19 protein-coding genes and 1 riboswitch are annotated in these 21420 nt (G+C 42.5%); of the genes, 10 read left to right on the top strand and 9 right to left on the bottom strand.

Translation table 11 applies throughout. The features are described from left to right. Positions 1-20: 20 nt before the first annotated feature. Positions 21-1406, bottom strand: a complete 1386-nt coding sequence (clcA, locus tag AC4IFO_RS09170) for a H(+)/Cl(-) exchange transporter ClcA (protein WP_490733678.1) — start codon at positions 1404-1406, stop codon at positions 21-23. Positions 1407-1713: 307 nt separating this feature from the next. Here clcA and hcp point away from each other — a divergent pair, with 307 nt between their 5' ends. Beyond that, entirely contained in the window at positions 1714-3366 is a 1653-nt protein-coding gene (gene hcp / locus AC4IFO_RS09165) for a hydroxylamine reductase (RefSeq protein ID WP_490733676.1), read from the top strand. 76 nt (positions 3367-3442) lie between these two features. After that, complete coding sequence (gene hcr, locus AC4IFO_RS09160; RefSeq protein WP_490733674.1) at positions 3443-4447, top strand: NADH oxidoreductase; 1005 nt, start codon at positions 3443-3445, stop codon at positions 4445-4447. A 103-nt stretch (positions 4448-4550) separates the two neighbouring features. Here hcr and AC4IFO_RS09155 read toward each other — a convergent pair whose 3' ends face one another. Further along, positions 4551-4787, bottom strand: coding sequence for a HEAT repeat domain-containing protein (locus tag AC4IFO_RS09155; protein ID WP_490733672.1), 237 nt, complete (start codon positions 4785-4787; stop codon positions 4551-4553). A gap of 586 nt (positions 4788-5373) precedes the next feature. Next, a riboswitch (M-box (ykoK) riboswitch) is annotated at positions 5374-5546 on the top strand. A gap of 73 nt (positions 5547-5619) precedes the next feature. Between AC4IFO_RS09155 and AC4IFO_RS09150 the strand changes: the two genes are divergently transcribed. Beyond that, the gene (locus AC4IFO_RS09150) at positions 5620-6690 is read left to right on the top strand and encodes a magnesium transporter (RefSeq protein ID WP_490733670.1); all 1071 of its coding nucleotides are present in this window, start codon (positions 5620-5622) and stop codon (positions 6688-6690) included. Positions 6691-6722: 32 nt separating this feature from the next. On the opposite strand, the gene AC4IFO_RS09145 is transcribed toward AC4IFO_RS09150, so the two are convergent. Beyond that, positions 6723-7256 carry a SprT family zinc-dependent metalloprotease gene (locus AC4IFO_RS09145; RefSeq protein ID WP_490733668.1) on the bottom strand — a complete coding sequence of 178 codons (534 nt, stop codon included), beginning with the start codon at positions 7254-7256 and terminating at the stop codon, positions 6723-6725. A 109-nt stretch (positions 7257-7365) separates the two neighbouring features. Here AC4IFO_RS09145 and AC4IFO_RS09140 point away from each other — a divergent pair, with 109 nt between their 5' ends. Genes AC4IFO_RS09140 through AC4IFO_RS09130 form a run of 3 tightly spaced genes read left to right on the top strand, consistent with a single transcriptional unit; the run spans position 7366 to position 8546 of the window. Beyond that, the gene (locus AC4IFO_RS09140) at positions 7366-7692 is read left to right on the top strand and encodes an ArsR/SmtB family transcription factor (RefSeq protein ID WP_490733666.1); all 327 of its coding nucleotides are present in this window, start codon (positions 7366-7368) and stop codon (positions 7690-7692) included. A gap of 1 nt (position 7693) precedes the next feature. After that, positions 7694-8131, top strand: coding sequence for a YeeE/YedE family protein (locus tag AC4IFO_RS09135; RefSeq protein WP_490733664.1), 438 nt, complete (start codon positions 7694-7696; stop codon positions 8129-8131). A gap of 4 nt (positions 8132-8135) precedes the next feature. After that, a complete protein-coding gene (locus tag AC4IFO_RS09130) occupies positions 8136-8546 on the top strand; it encodes a DUF6691 family protein (protein WP_490733662.1) in 411 nt (136 codons plus the stop codon). 82 nt (positions 8547-8628) lie between these two features. Here AC4IFO_RS09130 and metK read toward each other — a convergent pair whose 3' ends face one another. Then, positions 8629-9780, bottom strand: coding sequence for a methionine adenosyltransferase (metK, locus tag AC4IFO_RS09125; protein ID WP_490733660.1), 1152 nt, complete (start codon positions 9778-9780; stop codon positions 8629-8631). A gap of 893 nt (positions 9781-10673) precedes the next feature. Here metK and speA point away from each other — a divergent pair. The 3 genes from speA (at position 10674) to AC4IFO_RS09110 (ending at position 15232) form a co-directional block, all read left to right on the top strand. Continuing rightward, positions 10674-12578, top strand: a complete 1905-nt coding sequence (gene speA, locus AC4IFO_RS09120; protein WP_219246472.1) for a biosynthetic arginine decarboxylase — start codon at positions 10674-10676, stop codon at positions 12576-12578. Positions 12579-12824: 246 nt separating this feature from the next. After that, positions 12825-13745: an agmatinase gene (speB, locus tag AC4IFO_RS09115; protein WP_206082723.1), complete on the top strand. Its 921-nt coding sequence runs from the start codon at positions 12825-12827 to the stop codon at positions 13743-13745. Positions 13746-14452: 707 nt separating this feature from the next. Next, complete coding sequence (locus AC4IFO_RS09110) at positions 14453-15232, top strand: acetoin reductase (protein ID WP_219246482.1); 780 nt, start codon at positions 14453-14455, stop codon at positions 15230-15232. Between the two features lie 65 nt (positions 15233-15297). Here the strand turns inward: AC4IFO_RS09110 and AC4IFO_RS09105 are convergent, their stop codons facing one another. Then, positions 15298-16173, bottom strand: a complete 876-nt coding sequence (locus AC4IFO_RS09105; protein ID WP_490733657.1) for an alpha/beta fold hydrolase — start codon at positions 16171-16173, stop codon at positions 15298-15300. A gap of 147 nt (positions 16174-16320) precedes the next feature. Here AC4IFO_RS09105 and AC4IFO_RS09100 point away from each other — a divergent pair, with 147 nt between their 5' ends. Further along, positions 16321-16569 carry a helix-hairpin-helix domain-containing protein gene (locus tag AC4IFO_RS09100; protein WP_490733655.1) on the top strand — a complete coding sequence of 83 codons (249 nt, stop codon included), beginning with the start codon at positions 16321-16323 and terminating at the stop codon, positions 16567-16569. On the opposite strand, the gene AC4IFO_RS09095 is transcribed toward AC4IFO_RS09100, so the two are convergent. From AC4IFO_RS09095 to leuD, 4 genes are all read right to left on the bottom strand, one after another. Further along, positions 16566-17297 (bottom strand): TerC family protein, encoded by a 732-nt coding sequence (locus AC4IFO_RS09095; protein ID WP_353242949.1) that lies wholly within the window; start codon positions 17295-17297, stop codon positions 16566-16568. The two genes, AC4IFO_RS09100 and AC4IFO_RS09095, sit on opposite strands and share 4 nt — an antisense overlap. Before the next feature lie 70 nt (positions 17298-17367). Next, on the bottom strand, positions 17368-18051 hold the full coding sequence (mutH, locus tag AC4IFO_RS09090) for a DNA mismatch repair endonuclease MutH (protein ID WP_490733652.1): 684 nt from the start codon (positions 18049-18051) through the stop codon (positions 17368-17370). A gap of 567 nt (positions 18052-18618) precedes the next feature. Continuing rightward, the gene (sgrR, locus tag AC4IFO_RS09085; protein WP_490733650.1) at positions 18619-20295 is read right to left on the bottom strand and encodes an HTH-type transcriptional regulator SgrR; all 1677 of its coding nucleotides are present in this window, start codon (positions 20293-20295) and stop codon (positions 18619-18621) included. Between the two features lie 511 nt (positions 20296-20806). Then, the gene (gene leuD, locus AC4IFO_RS09080; RefSeq protein WP_490733648.1) at positions 20807-21409 is read right to left on the bottom strand and encodes a 3-isopropylmalate dehydratase small subunit; all 603 of its coding nucleotides are present in this window, start codon (positions 21407-21409) and stop codon (positions 20807-20809) included. Positions 21410-21420 lie beyond the last annotated feature (11 nt).

Genomic DNA, 21420 nt, shown 5'->3' with positions numbered 1-21420 from the left:
CCCCTTTTTTATACGAAAAATTAAGCTTCAGCGGCTTTTTCTTTATCACTACGCGCTAAGGTTCTTTCTAGCAGCACGGAATATAATGGTCGACCACCTAAGAATTGTGCCATCATGGTGGCTCCGATACAGGTGATAATCATTGGTAAGATTAACTGGTAATTATTGGTCATTTCCAATACTAAGACGATCCCTGTAAGAGGCGCTCTGACGGTAGCGGCAAATAACGCGCCCATTCCTGCGATAGCAAATGTCCCTACCTCAATTTGGTATTCAGGGAAAATGGCTAATGCACTGTAACCAAAAATCCCGCCAAATAAGGTCCCTAAAGCCAATAGCGGTGAAAAGATCCCGCCGGGTGCCCCTGAGCTAAAACTAATGGTTGAAGTTAGAAAACGCAGTGCAAAAAATAGCAATAAGAAAGTGACAGTAAAGCTGCCTGCGACCATCTGGTGGATCACGGCATAACCGCCGCCCACAATTTCAGGCATATAAACGCCAATTGCCCCGCAAAGGCCGCCAATTAACCCACCCATAAGGACAAAACGTGAAAGTTTGTTTTGGTAAAAACGTTGAAACTGACTTTGTAGAAATAGCAAAAAGCGGTTAAAGCAAATCCCGATAACACCAAACAACATACCTAATACAAGGTATAGCCACAGGGTATTCATCGGCGCTGCGGAGAATTGCCCAATATTGAGTACTGCGGCTTCACCGTTGATTAAGCGGTAGACTATTGTTGCGGTGACGACACCAATAAATACCGCTTTAATAGAGATTAAACTGTATTTAAATTGCGGGCGCATCTCTTCGATAATAAATAATATCCCCGCAAGTGGGGCATTAAATGCGGTCGCTAAACCCGCCGCTGCTCCCGATGCTAATAATGTATGGCGGGATTCATTATCTTTTAGGCGAAAAAGGTCATAGAACATTTGGCTAATATTGGCACCCAATTGTACTGTTGGGCCTTCACGGCCTAAAACCATTCCTGAGCCTAATGTCCCAAGTCCACCAATAAATTTTACGGGGATCACTCGCCACCATCTAACAGGGCGCAAATCTTGTAAAGCGCCTTCAATTTCAGGGATCCCTGACCCTCCAGATTCTGGAGAAAAGCGTTTTACAAGGTAATAGCCAATCATCGCCAAAATGGCAGAAATAAAAAACATAGCGATCACAACCAGCCATTTATTGCTGACCAGTTCACCCACCGATTGAACACGTGAATTACTGACCCAGGTTGTACCCATTTCAAATAAAGAGCCAACTAACCCTACAAATGCACCAATAATGGCAGACAGTAAGAGGATCTTTAATGGCGTTTTATCTGAGCTTTTTATTCGTGAGAATAGCCCCTTAGCTGAAGAGGGAGTAGATTTTGGGGATGAGGTTGCCTGTATCATCTTTATTTGACTCTCTAATTACGACCAAATAACAATCACTTATATTCAGTATATCAAGGCTTACTCGAAAACCATCATAAGAAATGATTTTTTCATCGATTTCGGCGATAGGGAACAAAAATAATACAGGAAAAAGGAGGGTTTGTTTATTTAGCATACTTTTATTGATGTGAATAGTTCTCATTAACATTGAATATTAATGTAGATCAATAAATGGTTAGATAACTTCAAAATGCCTCTTTTTTATTCTAATAAAGAGCGTAATCTTAATGTTGTATTTAAAATGCAACTTTAAGAGGCGAACAACATGTACTGTGTGCAATGTGAACAAACAATTAGAACTCCAGCTGGAAATGGCTGTGCATACGCGCAGGGTATGTGCGGTAAAACAGCTGAAACGTCTGACCTACAAGATTTATTAGTTGCTGTATTGCAAAGCTTATCGGCGAGTGCGGCTACGGCACGTACTCTAGGCGTTATCGATCATGATATCGATAGCTTTGCTCCCCGCGCATTTTTCTCCACGTTAACTAACGTGAACTTCGATTCAGACCGTATTATCGGTTATGCACGTGAAGCGATTTATTTACGCGACAAACTCATCAAACACTGCCAATCAGTAAATAGCGCAGTTGCATTCAATCACCCACTGATTAATTTGCAATTAGACGGGACTGATATTCCAACATTGCAAGCACAAGCCGCAAAATTTGCATTAGATATCGACAAAGCCCAAGTGGGTGAAGATATTCATGGCCTACGCATGCTTTGCTTATATGGCTTAAAAGGTGCGGCAGCGTATATGGAGCACGCACATGTATTAGGTCAGTATGATAATGATGTTTATGGCCAATATCATGAAATTATGGCTTGGCTTGGTACATTACCAGCAGATATGAATGAACTGCTCGATAATTCCATGGCAATTGGTTTGATGAACTTCAAAATCATGGAAATTTTAGATGCAGGTGAAACAGGGGAATTTGGTCACCCAACGCCAACGGAAGTTAATGTTCGTCCTGTTGCAGGGAAATGTATTTTAATTTCAGGTCACGACCTGAAAGACTTAAAAATGCTGTTAGAGCAAACTGAAGGGACAGGAATTAATATCTATACCCACGGTGAAATGTTACCTGCTCATGGCTACCCAGAACTGAGAAAATACGCTCATTTAGTGGGTAACTACGGTAGCGGCTGGCAAAATCAGCAAGTAGAATTTGCGAAGTTCCCAGGCCCTGTGTTGATGACTTCAAACTGTATTATTGACCCAGATGTGGGTGATTATAAAGACCGCATTTGGACACGTAGCATTGTTGGTTGGCCGGGCGCAAAACACCTTGAAGGTGATGATTTTGCTGAAATGATCGCACAAGCACAATCATTAGCGGGCTTCCCATACACCGAAATCGAACACAAAATCACCGTAGGTTTTGGTCGCCAAACCCTGTTAAGTGCAGCCGATGCAGTCATCGATTTAGTCTCACAGAAAAAATTACGCCACGTATTCCTTGTTGGGGGATGTGATGGCAGCCGTGATGAAAGAAGTTATTACACCGATTTTGCACGTGCAGTACCTGAAGATTGCCTGATTTTAACGCTGGCTTGCGGTAAATACCGCTTCAATAAATTAGATTTTGGCACGCTCGAAGGCTTACCTCGCTTACTTGATGTGGGTCAGTGCAACGATGCCTACTCAGCGATTATGCTTGCTGTGAATTTATCTGAAAAACTGGGTTGTGGTATCAATGATTTACCATTGAGCTTAATTTTGTCGTGGTTTGAGCAAAAAGCCATCGTGATTTTACTCACACTTCTGGCGCTCGGCGTGAAAAATATTTACACCGGCCCAAGTGCACCAGGTTTCTTAACTGAAAACTTACTCAATGTATTAAATGAGAAGTTTGGAATGCGCAGCATTACGACAGTTGAGCAAGATTTGGCTGAAATCTTACCTGCATAATTAGCCAGACAATATAACAAGCCTTAAATACTGATATGAGAATAGGGGGCGCAAGCCCCTTTAAAGGAGTCGTGCGATGACAATGCCAAGCAGTTTATGTCCAAACAGAATGCAAATTCATTCGATTGTCCAAGAAACATCGGATGTTTGGACGATCAACTTAATTAATCACGATTTTTATATGTATTCACCAGGCCAATATGCATTGGTTAGCATTAAGAATAGTGATGATGTCATGCGGGCTTATACACTCTCATCATCGCCAGGTCAAAGCCGTTATATTTCAATTACCGTTAGGCGTTTAGAGGATGGCGCGGGTTCTAACTGGTTAACTCGTTCAGTAAAACCGGGGGATTACCTCTGGTTGTCTGAAGCGCAAGGGGAATTTACTTGTGCGAATGTCAAAAGCCAGCAGTATCTGATGCTTGCTGCGGGTTGTGGCGTGACACCAATTATGTCGATGACTCGCTGGTTGATGGCTAATCGTCCTGAAACGCATGTAAAAGTCTTATTTAATGTGCGAGATGACAAGCAAGTGATTTTTGCGCAGGAGTGGCAACAACTGACACGTGCTTATCCTGACCGCTTACAGTTATGCATTATGGCAGAAACGCCAGATAATGGTGAGTTAGCTCAAGGCCGTTTAAATGAAGAAAAACTGTATGCTTTAGTTCCTGATATTGCCTCACGGGTGGTAATGACTTGTGGGCCGGTTCCTTATATGAAAAATGCCCAGCAATTTGCGGCTAATTTGGGTGTACCTGCCGAACATTTCTTTATGGAGCGCTTTTCTACTGAACCAGAAGTGGTTGATAGCGAAGATGTTCTGACGTTAAAAATTCGCCAACGTTTAGCGGACTTTAAAGTACCTGTGGGGATTTCGTTATTATCCGCGTTAGAACAAAATAAGCAGCCTGTTATTGCAGCATGCCGTGCGGGGGTTTGTGGAAGTTGTAAAACAAAAGTACTATCAGGTAATTATACAACAACAAGCACAATGACATTGACCGCGGCTGAAATTGCCGAAGGGTACGTTTTAGCGTGCAGTTGCCAATTACAAGGTGACACTGAAATCGCCTAAAACTATTTAGACACAATGTACTGTCTCATATTTTAATTAATGGGACAGTATGTTATCTAAAAAAGAATTTGTTAACTTGTTCTACTCTTAATAAGGGTAGGGGTTAGTGTTCTAATAGTGGTGGTTGGATAAAATACACCGATAGCTTACTCAATGTATTAATCGCAGAAACAGCAACTTCCTTATTAGGATCTTGGCATAAGTCTATGATCCTTATAATGGCATCATTATATTCAATCGTTGCCTTAAAATCACCCAAAGCGGAAATTGCCGCGATCTTAATTTCATCATTTACACGAAATGTTAAGCTCGTTAACATTCCTACAATTACTTTATCCATAATAAAACTTTCACGGTTAATTAATTCTGATTTATTCTAAGATAAATCTGTTGATATTTAACTCTGAATTAAAATAAAAAATCATTTATATAAATTAAAAAAAATTGCTACATGTTATTTTGTAGAGTTAAATGTCGGCCTAAGTAAATTTCCATATCTTAAAGTGTGATTTTTTCGTTTTTAATAAAAGAATAAATCGTAGGACATAATGGCATGAGTGATTTATCTTACTCGCTATTTGAGTGTGTAATATATTAAATGAGGTAAATTCAACTTGGAAAACTAAAATAGGCTATAGGATTGAGAATTGGTAAGTATTTTTCCTGTGTAATATAAAAATTTTTAACGATTATATTAAATGCACTTTTAATTTTTTGCATGATTATTAATTAATAAATGTTTTTATCTCAATCATTAATAAAAAAGTAACAGAATGTATTTAAAGTTACATTTTGTTACCTTGTGAATTTATATTAAATATTAACTTAAACAAAACCTAAACGGTAAGTTTCCTATGCGTAAAAAACCCTAGAATAAGGGTGGCAATTAATTTCTCAATGGGTATAATTCGCGCCGCATCCAAAGTGCAGTATCTCGTTAGGCGAGGCTCCTATACAAACATAGGTTACTGATCTGACGACGTCGAGAGACGCCCAAGATTAGGACAGGATATATCGACCGAAGGTATATCCCCATGTAACTTCCTGTTAAAAACAGGATACGTTGTATAGTGCTAAAACCGAGACGAAGAGATAGCTTTCGCATTCTCTCATCTGGTTTCGCCCCTATGTGAGTACTGTTTGAGTAACCAACAGTAGCTAGGGACTAAAAAATGACATTCACTACCCAGAACAAAGCGGGAGCAGTTGCAATTGCTCAATCCGCGATGAAAGACGCACGCCTCAAAGGCAACAATACACAACAACCAAAAATCGATGACGCCACAGTCAGCGCATATATGAGTCAATCATATCTGCCAGTTTCTGTCGCAGATTCAATTGCTTGTGTAAAACAAAACCTTATTGAGCACCTAGAGGGCGAGCAAATCCCCACCTATTTATTTGTTGTCGATAACGACAATTATTTAAATGGCATTCTTTCAGTTAAATCATTATTAGCATCACCTGAAGACTTATTTGTGTCAGATATTATGCGTCACAATTATTTTTCAGTTGCGCCTGAACAATCTCGTCATGATGTTTATGACCTGATTAACCATAGTGGGTTAGATATGATCCCAGTGGTGCAATTTGGCAAGCTAATGGGAGTTTTGCGTCCGCAAGATATCGCAGAACTGATTGAAGATGAGAATACACTTGATGCGCAGTTACAAGGCGCAACCACACCTCTTGATGAACCTTACTTAACGACAAGTCCAGTCACATTATGGCGTAAGCGTGTGGTTTGGTTATTAATGTTGTTTGTGGCGGAAGCATACACAGGAACAGTACTAAAAGCATTTGAAGAACAACTTGAAGCCGCAATTTCACTGGCTTTCTTTATTCCATTATTAATTGGAACAGGGGGCAACAGTGGCACACAGATCACCTCTACACTCGTTCGTGCAATGGCATTGGGTGAGGTGAGTTTGCGTAATCTTGGTACTGTTCTGAAGAAAGAGGTTTCAACCTCGTTTTTAGTTGCAATTACCATTGGTGGTGCAGCCCTAATCCGTGCTTGGATTTTAGGTGTTGGCCACGAAGTGACTATCGTGGTGAGTTTAACGATCGTTGCTATCACAATGTGGAGTGCGATTGTTTCTTCAATTATCCCAATGGTATTGAAGAAATTAAAAGTTGACCCAGCGGTAGTGTCCGCACCATTTATCGCAACCTTTATTGATGGAACAGGCTTAATTATTTACTTTGAAATCGCTAAATTAGTGATGACGGAGTTTGCTTAAGCGCACACCTCAAACTTGATGCGGCAGGAAAATTAGTTTTCTGCCGCAGCGCCAATTTTTTCTTCTTGTTTTAAAATCTCCCCACATTGACGACACAAATATTGGTTTTCCCCTCGTACCACTTTATTGTGGCGACGAATAGTTAATTGATGCACAGTTTGGCAAGCACAGTGGTAGGCAAATGTTTTGCTTTTTACCGTTGCAACGGCAAAGTTGTGTGTACGTTTTGCATCAACCTGCAATACATGCTGCATCATCCATTTCCACTCTTTTCCGTGAGGCGCTATCCCTTTACGGCCAAACACTCGATAAACCAGCAAATGTGCAAGTTCATGAGGGACGACTTCATCGACAAAGCTTTCTGTATTTTCAATCAGTAATGTTGCGTTGATGCGAATTTCCCACTCTTTCAGGTAAGCACTACCTGCTGTGGTACCGCGTTGTTTATAGTTAACAGTAGGTTCTGGAAATGTTTGTTCCAGCTTTTGCTCTGCAAGGGCAAGTTTTTCGCGTAGAACTCGCATAACGTGCTGTTGTAGGAAAATGGGGACTCGAATAGTTTTCATTCGTTAAGAATACGCGATGCAGATGTTCACAAACAAGTAAAAATTGACAGTTATTATATTAAATAATATATTGTATTTATATATAATATTATTGGGTATAAGTGACTATATGAATAATATCGCATCGGAACAACAGCTTTCAGCTATGAAACAGGCGGCATCACAAACGGCTTCATTATTAAAAACATTGGGTAACCCTGATAGGCTGATTTTATTGTGCCAATTGACACAAGGGGAGGCTTGCGTCAGTGATTTGGAACAACAGCTTGGTATTCAGCAACCGACATTGTCTCAGCAACTGACTGTACTGCGTAATGATGGGTTGGTTAAAACTCGCCGTGAGGGCAAACGTATTTATTATGCGATTGCGGATGAAAAATTATTTACGTTGCTCAATACGTTATATCAACTTTATTGCCCTGTGAAGGAGAAATAAGATGAGTATTGATTGGGTCAACTTTACACCTGTTTCGGCTGCAATCGGTGGGGTATTAATTGGTGTCGCTGCGGCGATTTTACTGATTTTTAACGGCCGAATTGCTGGAATTAGCGGTATTTTAGGGGGGATTTTAAAACCTGCGAAAGGGGATATCGCATGGAAGGTCGCCTTTATTTTGGGCATTATCATTTCACCACTTTTATTTATGTGGGTTGCTTATACCCCTGAAGTGAACATTGCTGCAAGTACGCCTGTTTTGATAATTGCAGGTTTGTTAGTCGGGTTTGGGACACGTTTAGGAAGCGGGTGTACAAGTGGGCACGGTATTTGTGGGATGGCACGTTTTTCCCGTCGCTCAATTGTCGCTGTGTTGATTTTTATGGTTGTCGCTTTTGTGACCGTTGCAATTTCTAATCACTTTGGGTTAGGGGGATAAACCGATGCCAATTCTGATTGCGTTAATTTCGGGCGTCTTGTTTGGCTTAGGGCTAGTGCTTGCAGGGATGGGAAATCCTGCCAAAATTTTAGCTTTCCTTGATATCACAGGAAATTGGGATCCTTCGTTACTGGTGACGATGGCCGTTGCAATGGTCATCAGCGGAATGTCTTATGCGTGGGTGAAAAAGCGCCGTGTGAGCGTGTTAAATTGCCCGTTACAAATCCCAACCAATCAAAAAATAGACAAGAAATTGGTAACAGGGAGCGTGCTATTTGGCCTTGGCTGGGGGTTAGCAGGGATTTGCCCAGGGCCTGCATTGTTATTGACAGGGTTGGGGATCACGCAAGGCATTATTTTTGCGCTGGCAATGATTGCAGGGATGTCAGTTTACCAATTTAGCCAAAAATCCTAAGTCATTTAATAGGATTTAGGTTTCAAGCAATAAAAAACCCATCATGATGATGGGTTTTTTTGTGTCATATTTTTTAGTGCGATTACAGACCAGCGGCTTCGCGTAAAGCGTCTGCTTTGTCTGTTTTTTCCCACGGAAATTGTGGACGACCAAAGTGGCCGTAAGACGCAGTTTGCTGATAAATAGGGTGTAGCAAGTCAAGCATGTTGATCAAACCATAAGGACGTAAGTCAAAGAACTCACGCACGAGTTGGATCAGCAGAGATTCGTCAACTTTTGCGGTACCAAAGGTTTCCACCATAATGGAGGTTGGCTCAGCAACACCAATTGCGTAAGACACTTGGATTTCACAACGATCAGCAAGGCCCGCAGCAACAATATTTTTTGCCACATAACGCGCTGCATAAGCCGCAGAACGGTCAACTTTTGATGGATCTTTACCTGAAAACGCACCGCCACCATGACGAGCCATGCCGCCGTAGGTATCAACGATAATTTTACGACCTGTTAAGCCGCAGTCACCCATTGGCCCACCGATCACAAAACGGCCTGTTGGGTTAATAAAGTATTTGGTTTCTTTTGATAACCATTCAGCTGGCAGAACGGGTTTGATGATTTCTTCCATCACCGCTTCATGCAGGTCTTTTTGCTGGATATCTTCAGAATGTTGGGTCGATAAAACAACGGCATCGATACCCACAATTTTGTTGTTATCGTATTTAAAGGTGACTTGGCTTTTCGCGTCTGGACGCAGCCATGGCAGTGTACCATTTTTACGTACTTCTGCTTGGCGCTGAACTAAGCGGTGTGCATAAGTAATCGGTGCTGGCATCAGCACGTCAGTTTCGTTGGTTGCATAGCCAAACATCAGACCTTGGTCGCCCGCACCTTGTTCTGATGGATCTGTACGGTCAACACCTTGATTGATATCAGGAGATTGCTTACCAATTGCGCTTAAAACAGCACATGAATTGGCATCAAAGCCCATATCTGAACTGGTGTAACCAATTTCACGAACGGTTTTGCGTGTGATTTCTTCAATATCAACCCAAGCACTGGTGGTGATTTCTCCCCCGACCATTACCATACCTGTTTTGACGTAGGTTTCGCAGGCAACGCGAGCTTTTGGGTCTTGTTCGAGAATAGCATCAAGTACTGCGTCAGAGATTTGATCCGCAATTTTGTCTGGATGCCCTTCTGATACAGACTCAGAAGTAAAGAGATGTGTAGCCATGAGATTAATACCTTAAGAATTCGCAGAATTTATAGTTGGATGTTTTAACATCTAGACGGCTATTTTAGTCCCATGCAGTAAAAATTTCTACCTGTATTTATACAAAAAATGAATAGAGGCACAAATTCACTATCGCCCACTAGGCAAAACCCCTAATAACACACCATAAACTAAGCGAAATCGCTTTGAATCACCGAGGAAAAGGCAGTTTATTTTATCTGGCTGTTCTTCACTTAAAAATCATTCAGCATGAATAACAGTACATCGATGAGCTTTTTTTGCATGTTGAGCCGCTCTCATGAATAGCGGCCAAAATTTTATCGCAATTTCGGCATTTTGCTTTTGCTTTTTGAGTCCAATAGATGTATAAACTGCGACCGTAACGGATGGTTGTTTTTTCCCGTTATATACCAGTAGGTCAAAATAAAGCGCCTACTATCTATCAGGAATGTTTATAAACTTTTGAATTTCAATAAAACACAAGGTGATATAGCTTAAATCAACAGGTCAGCCTGCCAAAATAGTGCTACAACATTGAAATCTGAAGGGGCTAAACAGTTATATTGGGGGTTAATGGGGAATGATCCATAATCTACTGAATAACAGTATCCAACCGTCATATGCGGATCGCCGCGTGACTTTGGCGTTTACTTTCCTGTCTTTCTTTACTTCATCACGAAGTTACCGTCACACCTTTAATACACCTTCGAGGCTGAGTCATTAATTTGTCAGCTTAAGGTCGTATATTGTCACTGTTTAGAATTCTAAGCACTTTTTATTAAAATCTGAGTATTGCCGTTTCCCCCGATATAACTGCTTGTCAGTGCTATGTCTTTACTGACATATATCAGGAATGAGAGCGCGCCACTCACCCCTCCATACAGGAGTTTATTATGAATGATAATATCGCACGCAAAATGCGCCAGACCTATAACATTGCGTATTGGGGCGGTGGTTACTATCAGGTGAATGAGCGCGGAAATGTCTGTGTTTGCCCGAACCCTGAAAACCCTGACACTTTTGTTGATTTAGCTGAATTGGTTAATCAGGTCAAAGAAGAGCAAGAGCACCTGCGCTTACCTGCGTTGTTCTGTTTCCCTCAAATTTTACAGCACCGTCTGCGCTCTATTAATGCGGCGTTTAGACGTGCTCGTGAATCTTATGGCTATAAAGGCGATTACTTTTTGGTATACCCAATTAAAGTTAATCAACAGCGCCGTGTCATTGAGTCATTAGTCAACTCCGGAGAGCCATTAGGGCTTGAAGCGGGTTCGAAAGCAGAACTTATGGCGGTATTAGCGAATGCGGGTAAAACACAAACCGTGATCGTGTGTAATGGTTATAAAGACCGTGAATATATCCGCTTAGCATTGATCGGGGAAAAACTGGGTCACAAGGTTTACCTTGTGATCGAGAAAATGTCTGAAATTGAGATGGTATTAAAAGAAGCCGAAAGCTTGAACGTGACGCCACGTTTAGGTGTGCGCGCCCGTTTAGCATCTCAAGGTTCAGGCAAATGGCAAGCCAGTGGTGGCGAAAAATCAAAATTTGGTTTGGCGGCAACGCAGGTTCTGCAATTGGTGGAAATTTTACGTAATGCAAATCGTTTAGATAGCCTGCAATTACTGCATTTCCATTTAGGCTCACAAATGGCCAATATTCGTGATATCGCCACAGGTGTCCGTGAATCAGCTCGTTTTTATGTGGAATTGCACCGTTTAGGCGTCAATATTCAATGCTTTGACGTAGGTGGCGGTTTAGGCGTTGACTATGAAGGGACGCGTTCGCAGTCCGATTGTTCAGTTAACTATGGCTTGAACGAATACGCAAATAACGTGATTTGGGCGATTGGCGATGCCTGTGAAGAGTTTGACCTTCCGCACCCAACCGTCATCACGGAATCAGGCCGTGCATTGACAGCGCACCATACCGTATTGGTTTCCAATGTTATTGGTGTTGAGCGTAACGAATTTACCAAAACATCGCCACCCGATGAAGACGCGCCACGCTCACTGGTATCACTGTGGGAAACGTGGGAATCCATGCAGCATCAGGGCAACAGCCGTTCCCTGCGTGAATGGTTACATGATAGCCAGTTCGACTTACAAGAAGCCCATACTCAGTATGCTCACGGGGTGCTTGATTTAACTCAACGTGCATGGGCAGAAGAGTTATACCTGAATATCTGCCGTCGCATTCAGCAAGACCTAGACCCAAGCAACCGTGCTCACCGTCCAATCATCGACGAGCTGCAAGAGCGCATGGCAGATAAGTTTTATGTGAATTTCTCGTTATTCCAATCTCTGCCAGATTCATGGGGGATTGACCAAGTTTTCCCTGTGTTACCGATTGAGGGCTTAGATAAACCGTTAGATCGCCGTGCGGTGCTATTAGACATCACCTGTGACTCCGATGGCATAATCGACCATTATGTTGACGGCGATGGCGTAGAAACCACCATGCCAATGCCAGCTTATGACCCAGAAAACCCGCCAATGATTGGTTTCTTTATGATAGGGGCGTATCAGGAAATCTTAGGCAACATGCACAATCTGTTCGGTGATACCGCCGCAATTGATGTATGGGTCGATAGCCAAGGCAATATTCGCTACCTGCAAAGTGAAGAGGGCGACTCAGTGGCCGACATGCTGCAATACGTCAAACTGGTACCAGAAGTCCTGCTTGAAAGTTTTACGGAGCAAGTGAAAGGTACAGGTCTGAGCGAGCAGCTGCAAAAAGACTTTGTGGCAGAATTCGAAAATGGGTTGTATGGTTATACCTATCTCGAAGACGAATAAATGCGCGTCATATTTCGCATTGTGGCGGTGTTGGCTACGCTCGGCTACTCGGGTCACATACTCATGTATGCTCCCCGAGATATCCTTACTTGCCGCCTAGCCACAACACGAACTATTTAGCGCATTGGTTTAGCGTATTGGCACATTAGTTTAGTGTATTGCAGATAGTAAATTCATGCCAAAACATGGTTTGAACCAAATATTAAAAGGGCTTGCTAATGAGCGGGTCTATTTTGAGGAATAAAAATGATTAATAGTACATTAGGTAATCAAGTTGATAATTCACTGGTTTCTAACGCATTTGGTTTTTTACGTTTCCCATTGAATTTTCAACCATATAGCTCAGATGCGGAGTGGGTTATTACAGGTGTGCCATTTGATATGGCAACCTCAGGCCGTGCAGGCAGCCGTCACGGGCCTGCCGCAATTCGCCAAGTGTCGACCAACCTTGCATGGGAAAGCCACCGCTGGCCGTGGAACTTCAAACTGACCGAACGCTTAAATGTGGTGGATTGCGGTGATGTGGTGTTTGCGTTCGGCGACGCGCAAGATATGTGCGACAAACTCCAAGCGCACACGGAAAAATTGTTAGAGTCAGGCAAACGCTGCTTAACCTTTGGGGGTGACCACTTTGTCACACTGCCACTGCTGCGTGCGCATGCTAAACACTTCGGCAAAATGGCGTTAGTGCATTTTGATGCTCATACTGACACTTACGGTAACGGTAGCCAGTATGACCACGGCACCATGTTCTATCATGCACCAAAAGAAGGTTTGATTGACCCAACTCGTTCAGTGCAAATTGGTATCCGTACTGAGCACGATAGCGACAACGGTTTCACTGTACTCGATGCAGGGCAAGTGAATGACCGCGGTGTGGATGAGATGGTTGCGCAAATTAAAGAGATCGTGGGTGACATGCCAGTATATCTCACTTTCGATATCGACTGCCTTGACCCTGCGTTTGCACCGGGTACAGGGACACCCGTTGTTGGTGGTTTAACGTCAGATCGCGCACTAAAACTACTGCGTGGTTTACAGCCACTAAATATCGTTGGGATGGATTTAGTGGAAGTGGCTCCCGCTTATGACCAATCTGAAATCACGGCATTAGCCGCGGCATCAATTGCTTTAGAAATGCTGTATATTCAAGCGTCTAAAAAATAAATTAGGCCTGATTAAAGCAACAGAACCTGCGTTAAGCAGGTTCTGTTTTTTTTAAGCAGAAAAACCGTAGCTACAATTTCCTTTCTCAATCAATCCAAAAAGACTTTTCTAGGCAGCACAACGTTAGCTAAATGACTCGCCTTGAAGGCAAGGAGCTGATTAGCACTTAAGTTAATATGTTGATTTGCCAAAATTTGAGTTATTTTTAATTGGAACTATTCTTTTTTTAAATAAATCGATTTTTATCAATGACTTGAAATTTTATTTTAATGGTTCATGTAAAACGTTCTATTAAAACAATTAATTTGTAACATTAAGTTTCAATGCGTTTAATGTGTAATTGATAAATAAATTTACTCTTATTAAGGGTGTAAGCTGAATAGCTAATTAAGAGGGCAAATAAACACAATTTAGATGGAAGGAGGGTGAGTGTTTTTCCTTACTCACTTTTTACTCATAGCGTGTCACTTTCGCATTTTTTGTTTACTCATTTGAGAATGATTTTTATTAACGAATGCCTGTTAATTTACGAATTCGTGTACTTTTCGTTGGTGAGTAAAATAAATAACGCTATCCGATAGTGAAATGTTTTTTATAAGTTCCAAATGGTAGATTAAAATCATTTCTTTGTAACTTATTGTTATTATTGTTAACTTATAGACTATGGTGGACTAGTCATTTTGGCTATAAATAAGTAGGAGAACAGTATGGCTTTAAATAACAAAGTTATTTTAGTGACCGGAGCGGCACAGGGAATTGGTCGCGGTATTGCACTGCGTTTAGCAAAAGAAGGCGCAGATATTGCACTGGTCGATTTGAAAAAAGACAAACTGCAAGATGTGGCAAAAGAAATTGAAGCATTAGGCCGTAAAGTGACAACATTTGCTGCGGATATCAGCCAACGTGACCAAGTGTTTGCCGCAGTTGCTCATGCAGAAGCTGAGCTAGGTGGTTTTGATGTGATGATCAACAACGCAGGGATTGCGCAAGTTAAGCCAATCGCTGATGTTCGCCAAGAAGATATGGATTTAATCTTCAAAATCAACGTGGATGGCACCATGTGGGGCATTCAAGCTGCCAGTGAGAAATTCCAAGAGCGTAAGCACAAAGGGAAAATCATCAATGCCTCTTCCATTGCAGGCCATGACGGTTTCGCTATGTTAGGTGTGTATTCCGCGACAAAATTTGCGGTACGTGCCTTAACACAAGCGGCGGCAAAAGAGTATGCAAGCTCAGGTATCACCGTCAATTCATATTGCCCAGGTATTGTTGGGACAGATATGTGGGTGGAAATTGATGAGCGCTTTGCTGAAATTACGGGCGCGCCAAAAGGTGAGACTTACAAAAAATACGTTGAAGGTATCGCATTAGGCCGTGCTCAAACCCCTGATGATGTCGCGGGTTTAGTGGCGTTCTTAGCAAGCGATGACTCTGACTATATTACCGGTCAATCTATTCTGACGGATGGCGGGATCGTTTACCGTTAATACAGCGTAGTGATACCAGAATGAAAGCAATAGCCGCTGTGAATTATTCACCGCGGCTTTTTATCTTATGCGGCGTGGCTATGCAGGTCAGTTAAAATAGCGTCGGCTTGCGTCCAAAGCAAAGAACCGCCTTCTTGTGTGTATAAATGGTGGTTGCAGTTGAAAAAACGATCTGCCAAAACATCCCCAAAATCAGGGGAGTGCACGGTGCTCATATCTAACTCGCCATACCATAAGGCGGTTGGGCAGGTGATGTCTTCAGGGGTGAATCCCCAGTTTTGCAAGGAAAGCAATAAATCTTGCACATAACCTTGATTGCCTTGAGAAAACGCACGGCACATACAATCGGTGTAGGCTTCTAAAAAGTGTTCTTCATTGTAGAGCTGTTGGTCGATTTCGGCACTGCAATTGAGGATAAACGCCAATAGCCATTCGCCAGTGACATTTTTCTGTAACCAGTCGGATAAGCTTTCTGGTGTATTCAGAGCTTGTTCCTGCATATTCACCACGTCAGCCGTTAATTTGGCGCGCGTGGCAGGGTGTTCGAATTGGTCTTGCCCAGACACAATAGACAGAGAAACAGGCTGGCAATAATGAGCAACCGCCATCGCGAACACACCGCCTTGTGAAAAGCCCAGCACTGAAAACTGTTTAATCGCTAAGTTATCAAGTAACGCTTGAATATCGAATGCAACGCTTTTTAATGATTTGTGGGCGTGAAAAGTAGAGTCGCCAAGCCCTGCACGTTCTGGCACGATCAAACGAATATTGTATTTTTCCAGCAAATCTAAGCCAAAGCCGAGGTTGCCACTCATGCCTGCACCAGTACAGAAAACGACAGGGAAGCCCGTCTTTGGCCCTGATTCAAACCAGCAAAGTTGACGACCATCCGGTAGTGTCATGATATGTTGGCGAGGGTTAATCAACGGCGCATTGTACATGGTAAATTCCTAAAACAGGCACAGACTGGGTGATAAGATAGGTCAGTTAATTATTATTCAAACTGGCATTGTTATAATTGCAATTTTAAAGTATTAAAGAGGTAAATTGCAAAATATTAGCTTAATAATTAGCGAAAAGGAGCTCAAATGGCATTTTCAGAGTCAGAAAAACAGGTTTTATTAGCAGTTAAAGGCGTAGGGCCGATGGTGATCAGCCGTTTAGAACAGATGGGGTTTTCATCATTGGCTCAGTTAAGTGAAGCTTCTTATGATGAAATTTTAATTTCAGGTGCTGCACTCACGGGGTCAAGTTGCTGGAAAAACAGCCCGCAAGCTAAGAAAGCCGTTGAAGGGGCTATCTTAGCGGCAAAGCAAGCACTTGAATCAGGTAATTAGTCGACTTTGTGTTTCATCTTCCATTTTTTGCTGCGCAGAATGTTGAGCATTTGAACGGCCATGGAAAAGAACATGGCAAAGTAGATATACCCTTTAGCGACATGGACTTGTACGCTTTCGAGTATCAGTGTAAAGCCCACTAAAATTAAGAAAGAGAGTGCAAGTATTTTGACGGAGGGATAGCGCTCAACAAAATCCCCGATACTTTTTGCGGCTAACATCATGATAAGCACTGCAATAATCACTGCAGCCATCATAATAAACAGGTGGTCAGAAAGCCCAACGGCGGTGATGACGGAATCGAGGCTAAAAATAATATCTAACAGGGCAATTTGCACAATGGCACCCCAAAACGAATGCACTTGCCGCTGCGCAAGGTTGCTTTCGTCTTCCCCTTCAATGGTTTCAAAAATCTCTTGGCTGGCTTTCCATATCAAGAAAATTCCGCCTGCACATAAGATGATATCGCGAGCGGAAACAACATGGTCTGCAACGGTGAACAACGGGGTTGTCAGGCGCGATAACCACGCGATTGAGGCCAATAAGGCAAGGCGCATGACCATCGCCGCAATGAGCCCTGTGCGTCTGGCACTATTTTGTTGATGGGCAGGGAGTTTGCTCACCACGATACTCAAGAAAATAATGTTATCGATGCCTAAAACGATTTCTAAAATAGTTAGGGTGGCAAGAGCCATCCAAGCATTGGGGTCGAGTATCCACTCAAACATCTGTGTACCTTCTACAATAAAACAGTGATAAATGTTTATCGTCTGCTTGGTACAGGCGACACCTTGTTGATTAAGCGAGATTAAAATGCCGCGCTAGCAAAGGGGCGGTAAAGTCTTTTTTAAGGTAAAAGCCGCGGGGCAGCGTCATAATCGGTTGGCCGAACTCACCAATGGCTTCTGTTAGGGCTTTATTGTTTGCCGCTTTAGGGCGAATTTGCAAAACTTGCCCGTGGCGCGCTGTAATGGTTTCCACTTTGCCGAGCACAATCAAATCCATTAACTCTTCCCAATCTTGCCGCAGTAATTGTTCCTCAAGGGGGGACGGGCTCCAAATTAATGGGTTAGCGACCCGACGTTCCGCTAAGGGAATTTGGCGTTCACCTTCAATTGGAAACCACAATATTCGCGATAGCTTACGGCGCACATGGCTATTTTCCCACGTTAAACCGCTATTTCCCGTGAGGGGCGCGACGGAGACAAAGGTGGTTTCCAGTGGCACGCCATGGCGGTCGATGGGGATCGTTTTTAGCTCAATACCAATGTGGGCAAAATCTTGCTCCGCCTTACTGCCTGCGCTCGCTCCTAAATAATACTCGAGTAACATGCCCACCCAGCCTTTATCACGCTTTAGATCAGGGGGGATAGGGATACCTGCAATTTGGGCGAGATCACCCAAAGTATAGCCGGCAAGCGCTTGAGCCCGACTCATTAAGGTAGCTTCGTTATCCGGTGGTCGTGGTGGTGTAAATGACATAATGCTCTGAAAATTAAGTGTATAAAAAACAATCAAAAATAATTCACATAACGAAGAGAGTATAACACTTTTTCATGATGATTTTTAACTGCATGATATTTAACTGTTTAATATTTTTTATTCCCTGTTCTTCAATGTTGGTTTTAGGGTTATTCACGTTCATCCCAAGATAATCACAGGATCATGCACTAGGTTATCCACAGGTTTTCTGGATAACTGTGTAAAACAGTGATTACTGTGTGTATTTACAGCCTTGACTAATGAGGTTTTATGACGTTCATCACAAAAAGTGAGTAAGTTAAACACATTAGTTGTGGATAAATACGACGTTGTTTGATATTTGTTCAGTTGAAGTCCTAAGCTTTTTAGCGAAAAAATTGACCAGTGGATAACGTGTTTTTTTTGGCTTTATTTCTTTGATTTATCAAAGTTTATTAGATTTTAATTATTTTTGATAAAAACCCGTTCTGGGGATATACCCTGATTGCTATAGGGTTGTTCACATAGATATCCACAGAAAAAGTGAATAACATCCTTATTATTCACTTTGGCTGTTTATAACTATCACTAATTAGATGGGTTATCCTCAGATGGCTTAAACCATGCGGATTTAAAATCAAACCAACCGAAGGTATTCATTCGGACACCGCGCATGGTGCGCTGGCCTTGCAACTCTAACCAGTGATGAAATATCGGATGGAAAATTTGCGAGTCAATTAAGCTTTCACACCACGCTTCTACGTCGAAAGCGTTATTTCGCCATTGGCTTAATTGAGTATCAAGGTTATCACCAAGACATTGGCGTAAGAGGGGCATTTCGTACAACGTGGCGAAAATGGAAAACTCAAGGGGCTTAAAGAAGTTGGCCGTTGCTAACCAAATATCACTTTGAGAATTACCGTTAAACCAATCATCATAACCAATGATATTAATCTTCAACTCAACCCCTTGCTGATGCAAAACGCGCTTCATAATTTGGCTGATTGCGTAGAATTCATGATGATTATGGTAAAACGTCACGGTGAGTTCGGTGAGGTCTTCTGGTTTAGGAAATAGCGTGAGCATTTTACTGTGGTGCCAGTGCAGCAATAGGCCATAAGCTGGGGCCCAGTGGCGTTGATAGAATGGCTCACAATGGGCAAGTAAATTCACGGGTGTGAGAAAGCTGCATAACCATTTACGCACATCTTCCCGCTGGGATAGCTCAGAACGTTGATCCATTAGTAAAAAATAGCAACCTTCCTCCATGCGGCTTTCTAACGAATCATTATGGTGCTTGTCGCCATCCATTTTTAACGTGGTGCACACCATTTGTTCTGAAAGCTCTGGCACCACCCAAATCGTCACTTCATCCAACAGAGCGCGATAACCAAAGTAGCGGTCAAAGGCTGTAATGGTGAGCTTTTGTGGCAAATTTTTGTCAACTTGATAAGGGCCTGTACCAATAGGGCAACGGCTAAAGTTGTCTAGGCTTTTCCACTCTTTAGGCAAAATAGCCGCATGGTGGCTGCCTAACAACCAAGGTAGCTGTTTATCAGGCTGATTTAATTGAATATCAATGACATAAGGCTGTGGTGTGCTGACGGACTGAATATGGGAAAATAACGGCCAACACTGTTTTAAACGCAGTAAAGAGTGAATAATATCTTCTGCAAGCATTTCCCGCCCGTGGTGGAAATAAATAGCAGGGCGCAAATAAAAGCGCCAATGTGTGTCACTGATAGCTTGCCAGTGGTGAGCCAGCCCATCTTCGACTTCCCCTTTTTCCTCATTTATATGGGTTAAGCCATTAAAAATTTGGCTCATCAAATGAATTTCAGAGCGGCGCATGGGCGCACCGGGCAATAAATTGGGGAAATCACGGTAATAAATGATGCGTAATAGGTTTTTCCCTTGCCGGTAACTGCGTTCTAGTTCAGAAAGCACCATTTGCCGAATGGTTTCTTTGTCACCCACCAACGCGACAAGTTTTTCGATGCTCTCTTCTTTGAGTAATTGCTCAGCTTGGGCTTGTTGAAGTTCTAAACCATTCACGTGGAAAATAAGAGTAGAGCGCTTGCCACGACCTGCTTCGGCTTGCCAACTGAGCCAACCATGGCCCTGCATATTATTTAATAATGTTCGTACATGGCGGCGAGAGCAAAATAAGGTGTCGGCAATATCCTGCAAAGTAGTTTCACTGTTTTGCCCTTGGAAATGCTGCCAGAGGCGAACGAATTGTGTTTGTAAGCGTGTATTGGACATAAAAGAGGAACTCCGGCAAAAATTGCATCAATTTTAATTTCCTAATATCCGCGGATAATAGGTGGCAGTAAGTAGCTCGTTTGGCGTGCAATTGCAGGCCGACTCCCCCATTTAGAGTAGTGGTGTCTGTCACCAAGCCGGTTTTTACCGGCTTTTTTTTATTTTTTCGTCATATTTCACGTTATGGCTGTGTTGGCTTCGCTCGAATACCCTAGTCACATACTGATGTATGCTCCTAGGGATATCTTCTCTTGCCGCCTTGCCATAACGCGAACTATTTAGAAAAAATCGTTAATCGTTAATCGTTAATCGTTAATTGTGGCATTTCGTTTAAATAATTATACAGGAAGAAACTAATGGGGAAGTGATCTTTGAGGGGGAAAAGTGTAAAGAAGGAAGAGTTCCGCATTTGAGAGCGTGAAAATTTGAAAATGGGGATAGTCTAAAGAGTTCACACAGCGTGTAGTGGAGCGATGCTAACACCCACGCCATGTGAAATATGACGAGTATCTTAGTTCATAAAGGTCGGGATCTGCTGCTCATAACCCTTAATTTGGTCGACGTGTTGTAACGTCAGGCCAATGCTATCTAACCCATTCATCATACAATGGCGGCGGAAGCTATCAATCTCAAAATGATAGGTTTTATCGCCAGCGGTGACCGTTTGAGCTTCTAAATCAACAGTGAATTGGCAACCTTCGTGGCTGTTAACGTAGTTAAACATTTCATCCACTTCTTGCTCGCTTAATTTGATAGGTAACAGCTGGTTATTGAATGAGTTACCGTAAAAAATATCAGCGAAACTTGGGGCGATAACCACTTGAATGCCAAAATCCGTCAATGCCCATGGCGCATGCTCACGGGATGAGCCGCAGCCAAAGTTTTCACGAGCTAATAAGATACTTGCCCCTTTGAAAGCCGGCTTGTTCAGCACGAAGTCAGGGTTAGGTTGCTGGCCATGTTCATCTAAAAAACGCCAGTCATTGAATAAATGCTGACCAAAGCCTGTGCGAGTCACTTTCTGCAAAAATTGCTTTGGAATAATGGCGTCAGTGTCCACATTCGCGGCGTCTAAAGGAGCAACAATGCCCACATGGGTGATTAACTTTTCCATTTTTCTCTCCT

The organism is Providencia sp. UF-224, assembly GCF_058245955.1.
Note: the sequence above shows the minus strand (reverse complement) of the source record. Positions and strands in the feature narration are given on the sequence as shown.